General features: G+C 53.2%; 18 protein-coding genes and 1 pseudogene. 8 read left to right on the top strand and 11 right to left on the bottom strand.

Annotated elements, in window-relative coordinates:
* Nucleotides 1-2: 2 nt before the first annotated feature.
* The 7 genes and pseudogenes from L350_RS03525 to L350_RS03495 form a co-directional block, all read right to left on the bottom strand.
* Nucleotides 3-1,601 (bottom strand): hypothetical protein, encoded by a 1,599-nt coding sequence (locus L350_RS03525; protein ID WP_032626640.1) that lies wholly within the window; start codon nt 1,599-1,601, stop codon nt 3-5.
* Entirely contained in the window at nt 1,579-4,173 is a 2,595-nt protein-coding gene (locus L350_RS03520; RefSeq protein WP_032626642.1) for a CS1-pili formation C-terminal domain-containing protein, read from the bottom strand. Before L350_RS03520 ends, L350_RS03525 begins: the two co-directional genes overlap by 23 nt.
* Before the next feature lie 6 nt (nt 4,174-4,179).
* Nucleotides 4,180-4,857, bottom strand: a complete 678-nt coding sequence (locus tag L350_RS03515) for an EcpB family pilus assembly chaperone (RefSeq protein ID WP_032626645.1) — start codon at nt 4,855-4,857, stop codon at nt 4,180-4,182.
* Between the two features lie 45 nt (nt 4,858-4,902).
* A complete protein-coding gene (locus L350_RS03510) occupies nt 4,903-5,526 on the bottom strand; it encodes a common pilus major fimbrillin subunit EcpA (protein WP_003860995.1) in 624 nt (207 codons plus the stop codon).
* Between the two features lie 227 nt (nt 5,527-5,753).
* The gene (locus tag L350_RS03505; protein WP_022646581.1) at nt 5,754-6,224 is read right to left on the bottom strand and encodes a hypothetical protein; all 471 of its coding nucleotides are present in this window, start codon (nt 6,222-6,224) and stop codon (nt 5,754-5,756) included.
* A gap of 18 nt (nt 6,225-6,242) precedes the next feature.
* A pseudogene (locus L350_RS03500) lies at nt 6,243-6,905 on the bottom strand (transcriptional regulator); the annotation flags it as partial.
* Between the two features lie 23 nt (nt 6,906-6,928).
* Nucleotides 6,929-8,049, bottom strand: a protein-coding gene (locus L350_RS03495) for an IS3-like element ISSen4 family transposase (protein ID WP_096147877.1) whose coding sequence is annotated in 2 segments (ribosomal slippage) — nt 6,929-7,791 and nt 7,791-8,049 — 1,122 coding nt in all. Because the reading frame shifts where the segments join, the coding sequence is not laid out codon by codon here.
* Between the two features lie 605 nt (nt 8,050-8,654).
* Here L350_RS03495 and L350_RS03480 point away from each other — a divergent pair.
* Genes L350_RS03480 through L350_RS03465 form a run of 4 tightly spaced genes read left to right on the top strand, consistent with a single transcriptional unit; the run spans nt 8,655 to nt 13,572 of the window.
* Nucleotides 8,655-9,239, top strand: coding sequence for a fimbrial protein (locus L350_RS03480; RefSeq protein WP_022646579.1), 585 nt, complete (start codon nt 8,655-8,657; stop codon nt 9,237-9,239).
* Between the two features lie 52 nt (nt 9,240-9,291).
* Nucleotides 9,292-9,984, top strand: coding sequence for a fimbrial biogenesis chaperone (locus L350_RS03475; protein WP_001223973.1), 693 nt, complete (start codon nt 9,292-9,294; stop codon nt 9,982-9,984).
* Nucleotides 9,985-9,999: 15 nt separating this feature from the next.
* Entirely contained in the window at nt 10,000-12,492 is a 2,493-nt protein-coding gene (locus tag L350_RS03470) for a fimbria/pilus outer membrane usher protein (protein WP_032626649.1), read from the top strand.
* 15 nt (nt 12,493-12,507) lie between these two features.
* Nucleotides 12,508-13,572 (top strand): fimbrial protein, encoded by a 1,065-nt coding sequence (locus L350_RS03465; protein ID WP_022646577.1) that lies wholly within the window; start codon nt 12,508-12,510, stop codon nt 13,570-13,572.
* Between the two features lie 6 nt (nt 13,573-13,578).
* On the opposite strand, the gene L350_RS03460 is transcribed toward L350_RS03465, so the two are convergent.
* Entirely contained in the window at nt 13,579-14,214 is a 636-nt protein-coding gene (locus tag L350_RS03460) for a LuxR C-terminal-related transcriptional regulator (RefSeq protein WP_032626652.1), read from the bottom strand.
* A gap of 581 nt (nt 14,215-14,795) precedes the next feature.
* Between L350_RS03460 and L350_RS03455 the strand changes: the two genes are divergently transcribed.
* Together L350_RS03455 and L350_RS03450 are read left to right on the top strand one after the other, a co-directional pair.
* Complete coding sequence (locus L350_RS03455; protein WP_015570093.1) at nt 14,796-15,416, top strand: LuxR C-terminal-related transcriptional regulator; 621 nt, start codon at nt 14,796-14,798, stop codon at nt 15,414-15,416.
* Nucleotides 15,417-15,492: 76 nt separating this feature from the next.
* A complete protein-coding gene (locus L350_RS03450) occupies nt 15,493-16,173 on the top strand; it encodes an EAL domain-containing protein (RefSeq protein ID WP_022646575.1) in 681 nt (226 codons plus the stop codon).
* Between the two features lie 18 nt (nt 16,174-16,191).
* On the opposite strand, the gene nlpA is transcribed toward L350_RS03450, so the two are convergent.
* Together nlpA and L350_RS03440 are read right to left on the bottom strand one after the other, a co-directional pair.
* Nucleotides 16,192-16,992: a lipoprotein NlpA gene (nlpA, locus tag L350_RS03445; RefSeq protein WP_032626655.1), complete on the bottom strand. Its 801-nt coding sequence runs from the start codon at nt 16,990-16,992 to the stop codon at nt 16,192-16,194.
* A gap of 229 nt (nt 16,993-17,221) precedes the next feature.
* A complete protein-coding gene (locus tag L350_RS03440) occupies nt 17,222-18,721 on the bottom strand; it encodes an MDR family MFS transporter (RefSeq protein ID WP_032626657.1) in 1,500 nt (499 codons plus the stop codon).
* A gap of 78 nt (nt 18,722-18,799) precedes the next feature.
* Here L350_RS03440 and L350_RS03435 point away from each other — a divergent pair, with 78 nt between their 5' ends.
* Nucleotides 18,800-19,447, top strand: a complete 648-nt coding sequence (locus L350_RS03435) for a TetR/AcrR family transcriptional regulator (RefSeq protein ID WP_032622106.1) — start codon at nt 18,800-18,802, stop codon at nt 19,445-19,447.
* On the opposite strand, the gene L350_RS03430 is transcribed toward L350_RS03435, so the two are convergent.
* Complete coding sequence (locus L350_RS03430; RefSeq protein WP_023298978.1) at nt 19,444-19,863, bottom strand: GNAT family N-acetyltransferase; 420 nt, start codon at nt 19,861-19,863, stop codon at nt 19,444-19,446. The genes L350_RS03435 and L350_RS03430 overlap by 4 nt on opposite strands.
* Nucleotides 19,864-20,048: 185 nt before the next feature.
* Here L350_RS03430 and L350_RS03425 point away from each other — a divergent pair, with 185 nt between their 5' ends.
* Entirely contained in the window at nt 20,049-20,618 is a 570-nt protein-coding gene (locus L350_RS03425) for a TetR/AcrR family transcriptional regulator (protein WP_022646570.1), read from the top strand.
* The last annotated feature ends 114 nt before the right edge of the window (nt 20,619-20,732 follow it).

The following is a 20,732-nucleotide window of genomic DNA, read 5'->3' on the forward strand; positions in this document are numbered from 1 at the left end:
GATTAATTCCAGGATGCGCTAACATCTATTCTTCCCTGCGCGGTCACTTCGCCAAACCAGCTATTTCCGTCATAGGTGGTCTTCGATACCGGATTATCCATAACGAACTGGAGGATCAGCGGTGTTTTCCAGAGCCACATATCGGTCACGCCGGAACTCATTTTGTCCCACTCTTCCGCATGGGTGGCCGGCGCCGGGATCGACAATACCTCGCCTATACAGTTATGCGCCATGCGCGTCTGGCTTTTCCCCACCAGCACGTTGCCCGGAATGGGAACCGTAAAGCCGTTGCCGCTGAAGGCGCAGTAGTCCACCCCATTCAGGCTTTGAGTAGGTCCGGTGACTTTTACCGTGACCGCAATCGCCGCATCTTTTTGCGCCCCGCTGTAGGTGATGGTGTAGGGGATCTCAATGGGCGTTTCGCCGATGGCGCCTTTCCCGGAGCCGCCCAGACCGTCAGGATCGAGGGCGTAATCCGGGTTGTCGGGCGTAATCTCCAGCCCCGGCTGAATAGGGTTAATCACCAGGCCGCCCCCCGGCTGGAAGCAGAAATCCGCCGCCAGCGAGCTGTTGCCGGGCGTCAGGCACAGGCTGACGATATTGCCAATGCTGCTGCCGTCCCCCGCCTGCGCCACGCTCAGAATTAACGCTTTCGGCAAAAATATTTTAAGGTACGCTTTGCCGCCGTTTTTCTGCGGCGCCGCGAGGAAGGTGTTTGCCAGGACACGCGTATCACTCAGGATACCGCCGGAGATACTGTACCAGGTGTTTTCATCGAAGGTCAGCTCGGCGGCAAGCCCGGTGCCGCCGTTCATGTGTGATTGCAGCACGCTGTTGACGCGGGAAGAGGTGAGCGCCAGCCCCCCGTTGTAACCGGAGATATCTTCCCCAACAAACGTGTATTCAAGCAGGTCGCACAGCACGCCAGAGACCGTGTTGCGGGTGTATTTGGTGCAGGTGGCCCCCGTTGATCCATCGACAATCGTCACCTCGCCGCTGATCGGGTCAATCCCCAGGTTGAGCGCCCTGGCGTTGGTCATGGTCAGCGTGCCCACCTTGTGAAGCGTATTGGTGGTGGTCACTTTGTTGATGGAGCTGATTTGCGGCGTGGAGGTGATGGTCACTTCATCCCCTGGCGCGGCGTTGAGCAGATAGTTAAAGAACGGATCGCCCAGGACCCAGCGCCCGTATGACGTGCCGGGCTCCATCACCGGCGGCTTGACCACCATCGACGTATCGGTATAGCGGGTCGTCGGGGTGTACCCCGTGTTGCCGCAGGACGAGGAACACGCCGTCCCTGTAAAGAAAGGAGAGGCGCTGGAACCGGTCACCGAAAAGTCGATGGTCAGCGCGCTGCCTGCCGGACCGCTGTAGCTGTTGTCCGGGATGTAAGTGGCGATACCGTTATTCGTTTTCGCGCTCAGCGTCGGCCACTCACGCGAACCGTGTAAAAACGCGGTCGAGGTGCTGTTCAGACTAAACAGCCCCGCGCTGTTTCCCGTACCGTTATTGTCCGGATTATTAATGGCGAAATAGGGCAGCTCCTGCGCATGGGCCACCGCGCTCATCAGCAGCAAATTAAGAGCGAATATCTTTTTCATCGTCACGTTCCTGCGTTCCTTTTGCTTCCTGCCAGACGAAATCGCCTTTGTCGCAGGAGATGTCCCCGAGCCACAGCGCACCGCGGTTAGACTCAATGTCCAGGCGCACTTCGCAGACGCTGTCGTCCGGCGTGGCGATACTCAGGACAGGGTTGTTCTTATCAACGTCGATCACGAAGCGTCCGTCGTTCTCCGTCCGGGTCAGCCCAACGTGGTTTTTGATCTGCGTGGCGCCAATCGGATTGCCGTTTGCATCCACAAGGCGGCCAAACAGGGTGACGATTTTCTTCACCTGCGGCTTCATCACCACGGTATTGCCCGGATAAACCGTGATATGGCGACGCGCATTCGCGCCAATCTCATAGCTTTCCGTACCGGTTTCACTGTTCATCACTTCCAGGTCATAAGCCTGGTATGCCGGCAGCGACAGCCAGGTTTTATCCCCTTTGATGCGTTCTGCCCGGCCGTTAAGCTTCAGGGTCAGCGCTTCATCAGATTTGAGACCGGTACTGACAATCACCCCTGCGCTTTCGGTGCCTTTCCCGGCGGCGATGGCCTCTTTGGACCAGCCCACGCTGCCGTCACTGGTCAGCGTGGAGTTCCAGCCTTTACTCATGCCGCTCTGGACGCTGAGGATGTTGCTGTTCCACGGCGTGTCGAAGTTCACGCTGCCGCCGCCGCTTACGCTGCGATCCTGGCGGCTGTTAAAGGCTTTCGAGACGTTGACGGTGGCCGATTTCAGGTAATCGCCTTCAAACTGGCGGCTGGCGCTGACGTTCAGCGCCGTGCCGGTATCGCGATTGTGGGAAACGCCAACCGACACGGTATTGCCGAGCGGTATGGCGAAATCGAGCATCACGTAGCGATCTTTCTCTTCGTAATACCCGTCGTATTTGTTGCGCGACATCCCCACCCGCAGGCGCGCCGTACCGTAGCGACCGGCGTATAACCCCTGGGAGTAGTCCAGCTGATAGCGTTTATAGCGATAGAGGTCGTCCTCCTGACGCATCAGGCTCAGGTTGCCCGCTGAGGGCAGGCCGAACGACGGCAGGCTAAAGGAGGCGCCCCAGGTGTTGCCCTTGCTCTCATAGATATCGAGGAACTTGCCGCTGGAGAGCTGTTCATGGGAGTACCAGACCGAACCGATCTGCCACGGCAGGCTGAGATTCGCGCCGTAGTTGGCGCGGTACGTTCCGTCGGAGGCGGCCATGGTCTGGGTATTCACCGAGAAATAGCCCGTCAGGTTCAGGGAGGCCCACAGCTCGCTGACGATGTGTTCCCGCATCATGTAGGTGGAGGCGTTCCAGTCGACCATCCCGCTGCGCTTGCTGAACGAGGCCCCCACCAGCGACATGGTGTCTTTATGTTTGGTGTCGTAATCGTAGTAGTAGGTGTTGTCCTGCTCGTTTTTGTGTTTCGCGTATTTTTTATAATTGACGACGGATTTATCGCGGCTATACATCCCGCCCCACATCTGCCAGCGCAGTGTTTCCGACACGTTGCTGGAGAACGGCTTATTCACGGTGTACATGCTACGTGACACGGTGCGGCTTCCGCTCACCACCTCAACTTCGATGCTGTAGATCCCGTAGGGCAGGCTGCTGGTGTCAATTTCATGGTTGCCGACGTCAAAGCGCTGAATCCCGATAAGCTGCCCGTCACGACGAATACGGGCCTCGCCCGCCGTGGGGAAATAGACCACCACAGGCGTCAGAGAGAGCGTGTTATCGCGCTTACGGGAGTTGGCCTGGTTGCCCATGGAAACGCCGTAGACTTCACCGCCGGAAATCCCGCTGACGCTCGCCAGAGACTGCATCGCCCAGCCGTTCAGCATGCCCGCGGCGTAGCGCATCCCCTGATAGTCGCGCTCCCACATAACCGCGTTCATCTGGGTATCGCTGCTGCTCTCGTTGACGTAGCCAGAGCCGTCGATCAGCACATGATCAACGCCCATTGAGATCCAGTTTCTTGCGTTCAGATAGCCCGACGACCAGCTGTCACCGTAGCCGCTCTCGGTGTGATACGCCCCGAGGTTGTAGGAGAACGTGCCGCTCAGGTCGTCAGACTCCGGCGCATCAATGTCCACCTCACGCGGTCGAATATTCACCCCGTAGTCGCTCTGCGACAGATTCAGCAACAGGCGCATTTTTTTCTGATCCAGCTCGAACGCGGACCCCGTACTTACCGGAATGCGCATCTGGTCATCAAACTGCTTGTCGTTAATGCTCTGCAATAACGTTCTCATCTCTTTTGACAGACGAATGCCGTTATCAGACTCCTGGACCTGAACGTCCCTCAGCCCCAGCTTCAGATCTTTTGCAAAGAGCGTCACGTCACCGATACGAACATATTCGCTCGCCGTGCCTTCGTGGTTCCCTTGTTGTGCTGAGTGTGAACGCGTATTCACCAGATAGACGGGAATTTTGATCCCCTGCTCCAGCAGTGCATAAAGCGAGTCGGGAAAACGGTAATTAGCGATAACCACGGAGCTTGAGGCTGCATGCGCAAGCGCGGGCAGCGTGCCGGATGCGCAAGCCATCATCACCGGCAACACTAATTTATTTTTCACCATGCATCCTTACTTAACAGGTATGAACTGTTTCAGGTCCCATATTCCGAGATGAAAATGGTTATCCGTAACGTTGATATCCTCGATAGCGCGCGAGGTCTCTGGCATCAGGTAGAAGTTTTTGCTACACGGCGTGCTCGGGGATTCCGGATTCGGCTTCAGGCAGGTCCCGGTCGCATTGACGCGAAACGAGGTGTTCCCTTTATTGGTTATTTTTCCCGCCACATAGACGAAGTCGATCTTCTTATCACGGGGCTGAACCACCAGAATGGTGCTCACCACCGCGCGCGTCATCCCGGTACCGTTTTTTGGTGAACCGCTGTCCACCTCTTCGCTCACCCCTTCATCCGTGAAGGTAATGCGGTAGTAACGCTCTTTGTTATCGGCGTTTCCGTGATAGTAAAATTTGACAATATTGCTGGTACCGGCGGGCATTACCATGCGCGTGGGCGTCAGCAACAGTTCGTCCACTTTCTCCGGATTAATGACGATCCCTTCATCCATTGGGCTGCTGATCCGCTGTGCGCGAACAGAAACAATACGCACGCTGTCTGCTTCGTTTTTTATTTCCTTGGCGGTGGAGTCAGCATCCGCAGGAATAATGGTGGTGACTTTTCCCACATTAATGGCCAGCGCGGAGGAAGAGATAAATAATAAAAATAAGAAGGCGGATTTGAGGTTAAACATGCTATTTCCCTAAACAGGGGCTTGCGCCCCTGGATCGATCAGGCCTTAGCCCCAGGTTGCGCGGAACGCAACAGATACGGTCCCTTCCCACAGGCTGTTGGTCAGGTCTTTGAACTCTTTCGCAGTACCCGCGTTGTCCTGAGCGGAGTCAACGTAGAAGACGAATTTGTCCTGGCCGGTAATTTCGGTATCTGCCGCCGCGCCTGCGCTGGTGGTCAGGTTCCACAGGCCAGAAGAGACGCCGGTGTTAGAAGAAGAATCAACCAGCGTGGTCCATGCGGTTGATTTCGCCCCCACGGTGCCACCGATAGAGCCCAGGTCGTTACCGCCCCAACGCGCACCCACTTTCAGCTTGGTCGCTTCACCGCCCACGCTGAACAGCGTGTTGTTTGAATCGTCGAGGATAGCTTCGAGTTTGAAGCTGGTCGCCGTAGAGTGATCGCCACGGATAGCCACATCAAACAGACCGGTATCGGTGTTGAAAGATTTGGTATTGGCGCTGTAAACGAAGTTCAAAGCACGCGTTGGCGTAACAACCAGGTCGGATTCGCTGTCTTTGGTCGCGGTTGCCTGCCAGGTGGCAGAAGCCGTCGTTTCTGCTGCATTAACTGCGCTCAGGGCAGAAACAGACAACAGGGAGCCCAGAACGATAGCGTTCAGTTTGTTCATTTATTTAGTCCTTCAAAAAAGAATCCACGTGTATAAAAAGGGGAGCCCCTTTTTCGAGGCGGAGTATAGACAGCCGCAAAATAACGAGGCAATACAGAAAAATTCACTCGCCGGAGAATAACAATAAAAATATAAATAAATTTCTCGTATCTTATTGTTACGTATTGAGTAAATCACTCAATTTCCCGAGCAATAGATAAATATCGATTTTTCAATAAAGAGAAATATCAGGACGTCGGAACAGCCACACACATCATTACAGGCAAAACCAGCCCCTTAATTAACCAGGCGTGCGGTTTAACGCGGGTAATATAGAAGAAGTTGATATTATCAAGTAACATTTCGTTTACAACGCCATCCGGTGCCGCATCATCTTCAGATTTATTCAGCTTTTTATCCTTAATATAAAAGATATTGCTTCCGTCGACTTTTTCCACGCTGAGCGTGTAATTTCTGTCAATCAGGTAGCTTTTGCCCTCTTTCTTGAGTACGCCTTTATGAATAACCGTCACAACATCTTTGTTGTTAAACAGGAAAAGCGTGGTTAGCGACATATCGGTTAACTCACCCGTGGAATAGGTTTTCCAGGAAATGGTATCTGACTGGCAGCCAAACCCCTCATCCTGCGTTCTGGTAAAATAGATCCACAACAACGCGATGGCAGACAGCGCCAGTACGATACTGAACAGTACACTCATTTTAGTCCTTGACATATTTTAACTCCCGGTCAGGCTTCTGTAAGAAATGCAGTTCTTATAATCGTCGATACTGTCCTGCTGATAACAGATGGCCAGGAAATAATTTTCTATCTGCGACTTTTTAAACCTGGAATAGTAAGCATCTGCAACCTGGTGTTGACAGTCGATATGTTGACTGGCAATGACCTCTTTTACGTGATTAAAGTAGTGCTGTCGCGGCTGATACATATTCTTATCGATCAGGTATACCGTACACCGGTCCACTTTACCGAGCAGATGCATATCAGAATCTTTCAGGCTCTCGGCATAGGAATCCCTTTGGTGCAACAGTAAAACAGCGGTGCCGATAACGGTAATCAGTAATAACGTGCAAAGAGAAATAAAGAGTCTGTGCAGCGATATTAATTGTTTAGGCGGATCGGCATCTTTCTTATGCGCTAGCGTATCGAATGCTTCAGAGGCAGATTGTTCACTAAGCGTTGAAACAACCGGCGGCCTGACCGTGTGATGTTCAATATGCGCGGCAAGGCTAAATCCCTTGCCACGTATCGTTTTTATCAGTAAAGGATCGCATCCTAATGTACGAAATGCTTTTCTGATTTCACTTATGGCAACATTCAGACTCACCGAAGAACCAGAGAAACCATGATCCTCCCAGACCTTCTTTATCAGGTCTGACCTGCCCCCACGATTAGATACAACACTCAGTTAGTAACGTCGGAATCTTCATTCTCAGAATGACCCTTTCTCCAGCCCGCTGCAAATTCAGACGGTGTCTGATAATTCAGCGTGGAGTGCGGGCGGCATTCGTTATAATCCTGCCGCCAGTCATTAATAATTTTCCTGGCATGAACGATATCGCTGAACCAGTGCTCATTCAAACATTCATCGCGAAATCGTCCGTTAAAGCTCTCAATAAATCCGTTCTGCGTTGGCTTGCCCGGCTGGATTAAGCGCAACTCAACACCATGCTCAAAGGCCCATTGATCCAGTGCACGGCAAGTGAACTCCGGCCCCTGGTCAGTTCTTATCGTCGCCGGATAGCCTCGAAACAGTGCAATGCTGTCCAGAATACGCGTGACCTGAACGCCTGAAATCCCAAAGGCAACAGTGACCGTCAGGCATTCCTTTGTGAAATCATCGACGCAGGTAAGACACTTGATCCTGCGACCGGTGGAAAGTGCGTCCATGACGAAATCCATCGACCAGGTCAGATTGGGCGCCGCCGGACGGAGCAGCGGCAGACGTTCTGTTGCCAGCCCTTTACGACGTCTTCTGCGTTTTACGCCCAGGCCACTGAGGTGATAAAGCCGGTACACGCGCTTATGATTAACATGAAGCCCTTCACGGCGCAGCAACTGCCAAATACGACGGTAGCCAAAACGCCTGCGCTCCAGTGCCAGCTCAGTGATGCGCCCTGATAAATGCGCATCAGCAGCCGGACGGTGAGCCTCATAGCGGCAGGTCGACAGGGATAAACCTGTAAGCCTGCAGGCACGACGTTGCGACAGACCGGTCGCATCACACATCAACATCACGGCTTCCCGCTTCTGGTCTGTCGTCAGTACTTTCGCCCAAGAGCCACCTGAAGCGCCTCTTTATCCAGCATGGCTTCGGCAAGCAGCTTCTTGAGTCTGGCGTTCTCTTCCTCAAGCGACTTCAGGCGCTTAACTTCAGGCACCTCCATACCGCCATACTTCTTACGCCAGATGTAAAACGTGGCATCGGAAATGGCATGCTTGCGGCAGAGTTCACGGGCGGGTACCCCAGCTTCGGCTTCGCGGAGAATACTGATGATCTGTTCATCGGAAAAACGCTTCTTCATGGGGATGTCCTCATGTGGCTTATGAAGACATTACTAACATCGGGGTGTACTAATCAACGGGGAGCAGGTCAGGTCGTCTCTGTCGAGAGTTTTACCATTATTGATGATAAGTTCATAAAGCAGACGACCCGCCTGGTTAGATAACTTAATGGATGACTCTTCCTCTCCATTAATCATGATCATACCGGTGTCGACTTCATAAAGCATTGTAAGATCAATGAGATACTTCATATTATTATTACGCCATTGTTAAAATTATGTGCATTTGACAGGCAATAATAAGTCTAAAGTTTGTGTGGTCAAGTCGCGTGATATTAATTGAGAGATGAATTCATAAAGCTTCATTAATTAACAATTATTAAATCATTAATAAAAATATTCGAACTAACGCATTTAGGTTAAAACATTAAAAAAAACTAACTCGCAAGATTATAATCTTAAACTTTAGAAGTTGTTGGAATAATGTTTTGTTATATACTTTTTTAGTGCAACATAATATCGTCAAAGCATTCTCCCGAGTCGCCATGCGTCTAGCCGGTATATCAGGGACATGTGTAGCCGATTAACATTCATTTTAAATAACACAAATCTTCATGGAGTTTATCATGTTCAAATCGATCATGACCGTATCACTGCTGGCCGCCGCTATTGCTTCTACCAGCGCAGTTGCCGCAGACAATTCAGCGGGTGGTATCATTAACTTTACCGGCGCTATTACCGATACAACCTGTACCATTAACGGCGGTAAAAGCGCGGACTTTACCGTTGCGCTTTCCCCTATTTCGGTAAAAGATGCAGGCACCACGGTTGGCCTGATCACTAAGAATAAAAAATCTATTGCGCTGACGTTCTCAGGTTGTTCACCAGCAGCCGGAACAACCGGTACCCCGCTGAAAGTGTATTTCTCCAGCGCGGATAATATTTCCACTGACGGTAAATACCTGCTGAATAACAGCGTGAATGAAAGCGATGCCAGTGTGGCACGTAATGTCGGTTTTGCGTTAGTGGAGCCAGGTTCGTCTACGCCAATTACCCTGAACCAGCCTTACACTACGGATATTATGGGTACAGCGACCGCGCCAGATTCCGAGACGCTGACGCTGGATGTTTATTACTATAAAACGAACGCCGCTGCCGCCACCGTGGGCGAGTTAAGCTCCAACGTAACGTATACCATTTCCTACCTGTAATAATGATTATACAGGCTCTGTTTTCGCAGAGCCTGTATTTAAGGTTGCAATCATGCGCAAGGCAATTTTGCTGGCAGGCTTACTGCTAAGCACCGGTCACTCATGGGCCAATATTGTCATTAATGGCACCCGTGTCCTTTATCCTGAAAATAACAAAGAGGTGATCGTCCAGTTAATGAATACGGGCGATGCGCCCGCTCTGGTGCAATCCTGGATAGATGACGGTGATATTAATTCCACGCCGGAAACAGCCAATGTGCCGTTTCTGCTGTCGCCGCCGGTGATAAAAGTTAACGAACATAATGGCCAACAGCTTCGTATTAAAAAGCTGCCGTCCAGCTTGCCTGCGGATCGCGAATCCGTCTTTTTCCTGAATGTCCTCGACATTCCGCCCAGACCTGAAAATCTGCAAAATCAGAATACCGTTCAGCTGGCGATTAAATCACGTATCAAACTTTTTTACCGGCCCGCTGCGCTGAAAGGCACGCTGGATGACGCGGTGGCGAAACTGACGCTCGCCGCCGAAGGCGATCGCTTTCGCATTACAAATAACAGTCCGTTCCATATTACGGTCGCCAATATTTCGCTGGGTAAAACGAAATTGCTCCAGGAGTCCCCGATGGTTTCCCCGTTTGGGCAGCTGACGGTCGCCGCAAAAAATACGGTTAAGCGCGGACAGACCTTCCAGCTGATGTATGTGGACGATCTTGGCGCGTATAAAACCCGGACTTTCACCAGTCAGTGATCGGAAAGACTCACCATGAAAATGAAACAAAACAGACTCTGTCTGCTGGCAGTCTGCACGCTTCTGCTTTCGCATAAATCAGGGGCCGTCTCGTTTGATCCCTCCCTGCTTGCTGGCGCATCCGGTGAGTCCGATCTGTCTCGCTTTTCCGAAAACAACGCCATGCCTGCCGGCAATCAGGAGATGGATATCTACGTAAACGGCAGCTGGAAGGGACGTTATACCGTCATCTACGGCGAGCAGCGTGACGACATCCGCCTTGCCTGGAAAGATGCCCGGTCGCTTGGCATCAACACCACGTCCGTGCCTGCGCCCGCCATTGCGCACGGGCAGGTGCAGCTGCGCGATCTGGTTCAGGGCGGTGAAGTCAAAACCGATACCAGCACCCTGAGTCTGGCGCTTACCGTTCCGCAGGCGGCCGTGCTGCGTACTGAAGAAGGTTACATTGCCCCCCAGTTTTGGGACGAGGGGATCCCGGCGCTGATGCTCTCGTGGAACACGACCTGGTATAACACCCGTGCAAAAGGCGCTGCGAAAGACACAAATGATGATTTTTATGCCGGGCTGGATTCCGGCGCCAACCTGTTCGGCTGGCAGTTTCGCGACAGCAGCGCCTGGCGGAAAACGGCCAGCGGAGAGAGTAGCTGGCAGAATAATACCCGCTACCTGCGCCGTCCCCTGGCCTCGCTGAAATCCAACCTGACGCTGGGTGACTTTTATATTCCTGGCGATCTGTTTGATTCCCTGCGCGTGCGCGGCGTGTCGCTGGCGTCGGACATGAAGATGCGCCCAAATTCACAGCAGGGTTTTTCACCGGTGGTTCACGGCGTGGCACGGACGAACGCCCTGGTGAAAGTTATCCAGAATGGCAACGTGATCTATCAGGAGAACGTACCGCCGGGCCAGTTTACCCTCGACAGCATTCAGCCTACCGGCTCCGCGGGCGATTTGCTGGTGGTGGTGCGTGAAGCGGACGGTTCACAGCAGTCCTTCACGGTGCCGTTTTCCGCCGTGCCCGGGATGCTAAAAGAAGGGGTGAGTCAGTACAGCGTGGTGGCGGGTAAAGTGCACCAGAACACGCTAGATGCCGAACCCGCATTCATGCAGGCCACGCTGCGCTACGGGTTTAATAACCTCATCACCGGGTATACCGGGACGATTATTAGCGATAACTACCAGGCCGGGCTTGTCGGTACCGGGTGGAACCTTCCGTTTGGCGCGGTCTCGTTTGATGTCACCCACGCCAAAACCACCCTACAGGATCGCACCAGCAGCGGTCAGAGTTATCGCGTGTCGTACAGCAAATTTATCGATACCACCGCCACCAACTTCACCCTGGCGGCCTATCGCTATTCCACTAAAGGCTATTACAGCTTCAGCGACGCGCTCTATTCGCGCGAAGGGTATCAGCGCCTGAGAGCGCAGTACGACGACTATGAAGATCGGTTTGGCGTTGCGCCCGACATGTCGCTAAGCACCTGGGATGCCCTGCGCGCGGCGCAGCCCAAGAATACCTTTACGCTTAACCTTAATCAGCGCCTGCTCAATAACTGGGGCACGGTATTTGTCTCCGGCACACAGCGCGATTACTGGAACTCACAGCAAACCACGCGCGAATACCAGATGGGCTATTCCAACGCCATCGGCCGCGCCAGCTATACCCTGTCGGCCAGCCGGGTACGGAACAGGGACAGTGAAGAAGAGACGCGCCTTTACCTCTCCCTCAGCCTGCCGTTCTCGCTGTTTGATAATAATGCCTGGATCACCTCCAGCCTGACGGCCAGCGATTCGCATTACGAGCAGAGCAATATCAGCATGAGCGGGAACGCGCTGGCGTCGAACCGCCTGAGCTACACCCTCTCCGGCAGTAATGCGCGGGGGGGTAAAAATGCGGCAAGCGTTAACGCCGCGTACCGTTCGAACTTCGCGACACTCGGTGGCTCTTACAGCGAATCCTCCGACTACCGCCAGACCGGGCTCAGCGGACGGGGAAGCCTGGTGGCCTACCCGTGGCACGTTCTCGCCTCAAACGAAACCGGCACAACCATGACTATCGTCGATGCGCCAAAAGCGGAGGGACTGATGGTGAACGGCGATGAAAGCATTATGACGAACCGCGATGGCGTGGCGCTGGTGCCTTACGCCACCCCGTATCGCAAAAACGCCATTACGTTATCGCAAACGGAAAACAGCGCTGGCGCGGAGGTGATCGGCAACATGGCTAACGTGGCCCCTTACGACGGGGCGGTGAGCTACATCCGCTTCGAAACCGACAAACGCCAGTCATGGGTACTTCATGCGACGCGTGCCGACGGCAAACCGCTGCCCTTTGGTACCGAAGTGCTTGATGAACACGGTGAATCTGTCGGGTATGTCGGCCAGGCCAGCGTACTGTATATCCGCGCTGAACAGCCGCCACGCGCGCTCAACGTGCATCTCCGCGGCGGGAAGTGCGAAATCTCCGCCCCAGCCTGGGGGCTGAACAGCCCCTCATCGGTTTGCCATTAATTACGGATTATCAAAATGTTACGATCATTCATATTCCTGCTCCTCTCCAGTATTAGTGGGATGAGCTATGCCACCTGCTCCGGCAGCAGCATCGTTTATGGCACACCGATTACCATTGATTTATCGGATAAGCTGAGCCCGGCCACGCCCACATGGACCGGCAGCTTCAGCACCCAGTACAGCGGCTCATTCAACTGTACGACAGGTAACAGTGAATTTTCTTACACGCCGATCCTCTCGACCGACAGCAAATACGCGACCATCCTCGGATTCAGCAATAACAAGTATATGGTGCGGGCGGAGATCACCAATCCCCCGGCCAATAAAACCCTGACTGCCAGCGGTAGCCATACGGCGTCTGAGCTGAACACACCGTTTACGGTTCGCTTCACCCTCGTTAACCAGAGCGGCACTACCCTGACGGGGGATACGGCGAACATGAGCGACGTTCTGTTCGTCAGCGACATGAGTGGGTTATCCTTCTGGGAAATCATCACCTGGCCAATCAATCAGGTCATCAAGATAGCGCAGTGGTTATTCAGCGGGTTCAAGTGGCCTTACGACAACCGGGATATGTTTGGTCAGCCGATGATCATCAAATACGCGCCAAAACTGACTACCTGTTCCTTTGATAATGCGGGGCTGACCGTAGCGCTGCCGACGCTCGGCATTCCCCAGCTCAGTGCATCCTCACAGCCGGGGCTGACGCCTTTTTCACTGAACATGAGCTGTCAGAACGTCGGGGTTAACGGCAATTCCGATCGGGCAATTGAGATGTTTCTGTCCAGCACGCAGCTGCTCTCAACCGACAGCTCGGTGCTGATCGACAGCAGCAGTAGCGCGGCGCAGGGCGTGGGGCTACGCCTGATAAAACGTGACGCCCCGCAAACGCCGGTGACCTTCTCTACCTCAACCACCAGCCGTGGCAACGCCACGATGATTTTCAGCGTGGCGGCTGGCGCGGCGCTGGACGAACATTTCACCCTTCCGATGGCGGCGTACTATTACGTGTGGGCGCCCGCCCAGGTGAGCCAGGGTAAGATCAATACATCGGCTACGCTGAATATTATCTATCCCTGATGTGAGCTATTTCTCCATCTTTCCAACCGCTTGCACATACTTAATCAGTTCGCTGTGGTTGGAAAGATTCAGCTTTTTCATCGCATTGTGCTTCTGCGTCGCAATGGTACTGACCGAACGGTTTCGATGACGGGCAATCTCCGTCGTTGAAAATCCTTCCACGATAAGATGGAGCACCTCCCACTCTCTGGCCGAGAGGATGGAGCGCGCCCGGGAACCGGACCGCATTACCCGCCTGAGCCACGAAGAGATCGACGGTGTTTGCCCGTCCGCCATGAGCAACGCGGGTAATTCCTTTTTCAGTTCAGTCAATTCATCCTGCTGACTGATGGTTAATTCAAATTTCATCTCCAGAACTTTTTTTAACAGCCCGTAAGGCAGCTCGGGCACCAACAGAACACGCCTGACGTGATGGGTTTTACATAAAGATGTAAAACGGCTGCTGACCTCCGCACTCCACTCTTTATGATTAAGCAGATAATTAAATTCAGTGAAGAAAACATCCACGTTATTATCCGCGACCGCCGCCAGCGCCTGTTCAGTGGAATCGACCTGAGTAATGTTCAGTACGTAATCGGGTAAAAGATCATGGAGCGCCCGGAATATTATCTCTTTAAATATATTTATTTCGTAAAACACCATTACCCTTACGATACGTTCAGTATTATTCATGTCTTTTCTAAATTCTCGTGACCGGAGGAAAATGATAATAGTTTATGTACTCACCACTCACAACCTCTTCGCGCCAGGATTTTATCCTTCTCAGGCTTAAAAATCTGAACAAGGACATTAAATTTATAGAAAAAATTCTATTTTATTCTGCACGCCGTTTCCTCTTGCAGATAAAGCCTTGTCGATAACCCTGCCGCGATCACAATTTTTCTTTCAGGAATAACAGTAAACCACTGAAAAAACGGTGGATAAACCCCATCAATCAACCTTCTGATGCTTATTAATCGCCCATTCACAGAATAAAAATCTGGCATGAATATTATTAGAAGATTAAAACAATTGCATATACCATTAAAACCATTTTTCAATTTTATCTTCCTCTAATAATTGGCATCAGCTTTACTCGACGGTTTGTATTGGCTTACATTGATGCCATCGCATCGCGTTATTTAAAAAGTGCTCGCCATTCTTTTAATAAGAGAGTGCGAACCGCCATTTTCTCTTATATGTTCTCTTATATGGACTGTTTACTCAGCGAAAGGAGAATGCCAATGCAAAATAAAAAAACAATTCACGTTGCCGTTGTTGACAGCTGCGAATTCACGATGATTGGCCTGCAATCGCTCGGAAAGCGTGAGCCTGATGAAAAACACGACGTTATTTTCCATGGGTTTACCCATATCGAAGAACTTGCTATGAGTGAACAACTCTTTGATATCATCATTTATGATCCGTTGAATACGCGTCATTTCCGGGTGACGACGAATGACGACATTCTCTGTATTAAACAGAAACAAGTGACGGCGAAGATCTATATCTATTCGTTATCCGCTGGCTATTTGAAATTCAAACATGTTGATGGGGTAATCAGCAAAAGAGTCTCCCTGGGGGATATCAAAGCGCTGTGGCAAATACTGATGAGCCAGACGCCGCAAGAGTCTGGTCGTTACAACGTAGGCATGACTACCCGCTTACGCACCCCGGCGAGGCTGTCCAGCGAGGAGGCCAGCGTATTGCGCGGCTATTCCTGTAATCTCAAAACCAAGCAAATCGCCCGTCAGCTGGGGTGTAACGTCAGGCTGGTTTACTTTTATAAAAACAACGCCATGAACAAGCTTAAGGCCGTGCGTGGCCCCTCGTTTTACCAGAGCATTCGCTGGATCCTGAATTAAGAATTTGACCGTGTGTCGTTTGCCTTTTGTTCCCGTGTCCGCGGGAACCTTTTTTTCATTTCCTGAAGGCTGTTCCATGTATACCGTTCTTCCCTCTCCCCTGTTGCAACGTATCTCAGGGCTGCGATTCCAGCCGCTTGTCGATCTTCATTCGGGCCAGATGTTCGCGCATGAAGTTCTCGTGGAGATCCATAACGTCAATCTGGAGATATTGTTTGCTTCTCTGCCTTCGCGCAGCGCGCTGCAAATCTTCTTCTGGCAGGCCAACACCCTGTTACAGATACCCGCCCGGGACGCTTACTGGCTAAACCTTCCGGCAGAGCACCTTCTCGACGAACGCGCTATCCGGTTGTTGCTGGCGTTACGCCATCAGCAGCGGTTAACGATTGAAATTCAGGATCCTCTCACCATCACACGGCTGAGTAAGGCTGAGCAACATCGTCTTCATGCCACGCTTGTTCGGTTAAAAGAGGCGGGATGGCAAATCTGGCTGGACGATTTAACCCGGGAGTTGGCTGAGGCGTTCGCGCGGCTTGCGCTGCCGCTGGATGGGGTAAAAATTGACCGCTCAGCGCTGCGCGAGCGAGCGCCGCTTGCCCCGTTTGTGCAGGAGGTCAGGGCAGGTATCGCGCAATCAATTCTTATCGAAGGCATCGAGAATTCGCGGGATCTGGCGCGCGCCCGCACGTCTGGCGCACAGTCTGGCCAGGGTTTTCTGTGGCCCGAAAGCCGCACCGATGCCCGCGTAACGCTGTGAGGGCCAGCTTACCGTGGCCTACCAGCCCGGCACCGCACCGCCGTTAAAAATGGTCTCTGCCGCTTTCGCCACTTCCGGCGACTGATAGGACTGGATAAATTCCTTCACGTTTTCGGCGTCTTTGTTGTCTTCTCGCGTGACCACTATATTCACGTAAGGCGAGTTTTTGTCCTCAATAAAGACGCTGTCATGTACCGGAGACAGCCCCGTTTGCTGAAGATAGGTGGTACTGATGATGGCCACATCCACTTTCGGATCGTCCAGCACGCGCGGCAGCTGCGCCCCTTCCAGCTCCATAATCTGTACGTTTTTGGGATTCGCGGTAATATCCAGCGCCGTCGGCAGCAGGCCCACATCCGGTTTAAGGGTAATCAGCTTCTCTTTTTGCAGCAGCAACAGCGCGCGGCCGAGGTTGGTGGGATCGTTTGGAATCGCAATGGTTGCGCCATCCTTCAGCTCAGACACCGATTTAATCTTTCGGGAGTAACCCGCCATCGGGAAGACGAAGGTAGTGGCCACGGCGACCAGCGTGTAGTTGTGCGCCTTGTTATCTTGTGCAAGGAACGGGCGATGCTGGAAGACGTTAGCGTCCAGTTCGCCCTGGTTGGTGGCATCGTTGGGTAGCAGCGAGCCGCTAAAGCCCACCAGCTCAACATCCAGACCGTATTTCTCTTTTGCCACCTTTTTGGCGACTTCCGCCACGTCCTGCTCAGCGCCATTAATCACGCCGACTTTAATGTGTTTGGCATCATTGCCGCCTTGATCGCAACCTGCCAGCAGCAGGGCCGCGAGCACCAGAGCACTCAACTGAAATTTCACGAGACAGTTCCTTTCGACAGTGGTTTTGAAGACTATATCGACAACGAGACGGCAGGCTAAAAAACGAAAAGGAATCAGTAAGACGGTTAAGTTATATGCGGCCTGTTGCCGGGTGGCGCTGCGCTTACCCGGCCTACGTAACGGGCGAAGTGTAGGCCCGGTAAGCGTAGCGCCACCGGGCGATGGGCATCAGGCTACGGTAGTCCAGGCGCAAGCAGAACCGCTAACCTCACGCCTGCCGACGCAGCGGCGCTTCGCGCAAAAACCACGACAGCACAAACGCCAGCACCATAATCCCCGCCGCCAGCATAAACACCGCATGGATAGCCGAGCCGAACGCATCCAGATAGTCCAGACGCAGGGCATCAGGCAGATGGTGAATGGCAACGGGATTAAGTTCGCGCGGCAGTTCCGCCCCTTCCGGCAGCCTGTCGATCAGCCCTGATTGCAGAATATGGGTGAACACCGCGCCAAACAGCGCAACGCCAATCGCCCCGCCAATGGAACGGAACAGCGTCACCCCAGAGGTCGCTACGCCGTATTGATCGGCTGACACGCTGTTCTGCACCGCCAGCACCAGCACCTGCATCACCAGTCCCAGCCCCATGCCCAGCACGCCGGTAAACAGGTACAGCTGCCAGGTTGGGGAGGTGATTGAAATGCGCGTCAGTAACGCCATCCCCACCACGCCGAGCAGCGTGCCGAGGATCGGGAACAGGCGGTATTTCCCGGTGCGGCTGATGATGCGCCCGCTGATGATGGAGGTGAGCAACAGCCCGCCCATCAGGGGGATCAGCTGCAAGCCGGCCTGCGTTGGCGTGGCGTCTTTCACCACCTGTAAATAGAGCGGCAGGAACGTTACCGAGCCAAACAGGGACATGCCGATGATAAAGCCAATCAGGCTACAGAGCAGGAAGCTGCGGTCGCGGAAGAGCGACAGCGGGATAATCGGCTCCCACGCCAGCCGCTCTTCGTAAATAAACCCGGCGATCCCCGTCAGGCCGAAGGCCAGAATGCACCACAGCTGCGGGTCGTTCCATTGGCGGATCGTACCGCCCTCGGTGGTAAACAGAATGATGCACAGCAGCGCCATGCTGAGGTAAATCGCCCCCAGGTAATCAATCTCATGCTTGCTGCGCCGCGCGCTGCCGTGGAATACCGCGCCAATCACCAGCAGCGCAAACAGCCCCAGCGGCAGGTTGATGTAGAAAATCCAGCGCCAGGATGCATGCTGAACGATAAACCCGCCGATCAGCGGGCCTATCACCGTCGCCAGGCCAAACACGCCGCCAAACAGCCCCTGATAGCGACCCCGATCGGCAGGCGGGATCACGTCCGCCACGGCAGCCATGCTGATCACCATCAGACCGCCGCCCCCCAGCCCTTGCAGGGCGCGCATCAGCACCAGCTGGGTCATGTTCTGCGCCAGACCGCACAGCGCGGACCCTACAAGAAACAGCACAATCGCGATTTGCAGAACGATTTTTCGGCCAAACAGATCGCCGAATTTGCCGTACAGCGGCACCACGATGGTCGAACTGAGGATATAGGCCGTTACCACCCACGAGAGCTTATCCAGCCCGCCCAGCTCGCCGACGATGGTCGGCAGCGCGGTGGAGACAATGGTCTGATCCAGCGCCGAGAGCAGCATCACCAGCAGGAGTGCGCTGAACAGCAGCTTAATCGACGGCGCCTTTTTCGCAGGTTGAGTCATTACGTCAGACTCCATAAGAGATCGCTTGAAATTAATTAATCGAATAATTAATATGCAGGTAAGTTATGGATAAGATCAAGAGACAGCGTGACCGTGCCAGCACTAAAAGACAATTCTGAACCCCGCCGCCCCGGACGTCCGCGCGGCGGCAAGCGCGTTACCGCCAGCCGCGAACAGCTGCTGGACATCGCCCTGAACCTCTTCTCCCGCCAGGGGATCGCCAATACGTCGTTGAACGCTATTGCCCGAGAAGCCGGCGTGACGCCCGCCATGCTGCACTACTACTTCAACTCCAGAGAACAGTTACTGGATGCGATGATTGAGGAGCGCTTCCTGCCGTTACGTGAGCGGATCGGGGCAATTTTCGCCGACAACCGGGATTCGCCGGTGGATGCCCTGACGGAAATGGTCAGGGTGCTGGCCGAACTGGCGGAAAAGTATCGCTGGTTTGCCCCGCTGTGGATGCAGGAGGTGATCGGCGAGATGCCGGTACTGCGTACGCATTTGCAGGAGCGCTTTGGCGATGAGAAATATCACACCACGCTGGCAACCATCAAAGGCTGGCAGCAGGAAGGAAAGCTGAATCCGGCGCTAGCCCCCGAACTGCTGTTCACGACGCTGCTGAGCCTGGTGCTGGTGCCGTTCTCTCGCATGCGCAATGACGAGAGGCTTAATGCCCTCTCGCCGGAGATCGTTGTGCGCCACGTGTTAGCCGTGATCGGCAACGGGATCGGTGGTTAAAGATCCCTGGTCAGATAGTGTCTCTGCATTCCCTGATAAGGGTAATCCTGTAAGGACATCTGCACCTGATAACCCTGTTTTTCATAGAACGGACGCGCCTGAAAGCTGACCGTATCCACCAGCGCGTGACGACACCCTTTACGACGGGCCTCCTCTTCAGCCTTTTTGATCAGCTGGCTGCCGACGCCCGTTCCCCGCACCCTGTCGCTGACCCACAGAAAGTCGATATTCAGCCAGTCGCCTTTACGTACGCCGATTAACCCGCCCAGCATGACGCCGTTGTCGTCCCGCACATATACGCCAATATCGCCACTAAACGTCGCCAGATCTAAATACTGCGCGTTATAGGCTCTTAGCCCCGTTAATAATTCTTCTTTTTCTTCAGCCGTGACTTTATCTGTAATGCTCAGGTGCATAAATCTCTCCTTATTTTCAGCGCAATCTGAATATCTCACAGCTTAACCTTCATAAAAACTCCTTATTTCCTCCATTGTTTAAACAAGGAAATATTCATTCAATATGTAAATAAAAAAAACCTTTCCAATAGGCTCCGAAAACGTATAATGAGAACGATCATTCTCACTTTTTACGGTAGCCGACGATGAGCACAAAGCTGGAAGAACGACAAAAACTACGGCAGGACGAAATCATCACCGCCGCGCGCCGCTGCTTTCGCGCCAGTGGATTTCACGCTGCCAGCATGTCGCAGATCGCCAGCGAAGCCAGGCTCAGCGTCGGACAAATCTATCGCTATTTCAGTAACAAAGACGCGATCATTGAAGAGATGATCCGGCGCATTATCGACTCACGTATTGAGGAGATGCAGGGCAAAACCCTGGTTGAAGGGATGCCGCAGGCGCTTGCCTGGCGCCAGACGCTGAACGAAGATGATGACGCGCTAATGCTCGAAATGTCCGCAGAGGCCACACGTAATCCGCTGGTGGCAAACATGCTGATCGAAGCCGAAGCCCGCATGTTCGCCAACGCCTGTGAGCACCTGAAAAAGCAGTTCCCCCACCTGAGCGATGAGCATATTCGCTGCTGCGTGGAGATTACCGCCGTGATGATCGAAGGCACGATTTACCGTCGACTCACGCCTTTAAAAGTACCGTCAGAACAATTAGAGCCCATTTACCAGAATATTTTAAATATGCTTTTCTCTGCGAAGTAATCGCATGTGAATAATTAGCGGAAATAAGTAATTTCCCTTTTTTCATTTCTGGCTCTGCCAGAGATGCGGGATCGCTGTGCTTTTAATTAGCCATCCTCCCTGTTAAGCGATTAA

The sequence above is a fragment of the Enterobacter sp. MGH 4 genome (assembly GCF_000534735.1).
Classification (GTDB): domain Bacteria; phylum Pseudomonadota; class Gammaproteobacteria; order Enterobacterales; family Enterobacteriaceae; genus Enterobacter; species Enterobacter intestinihominis.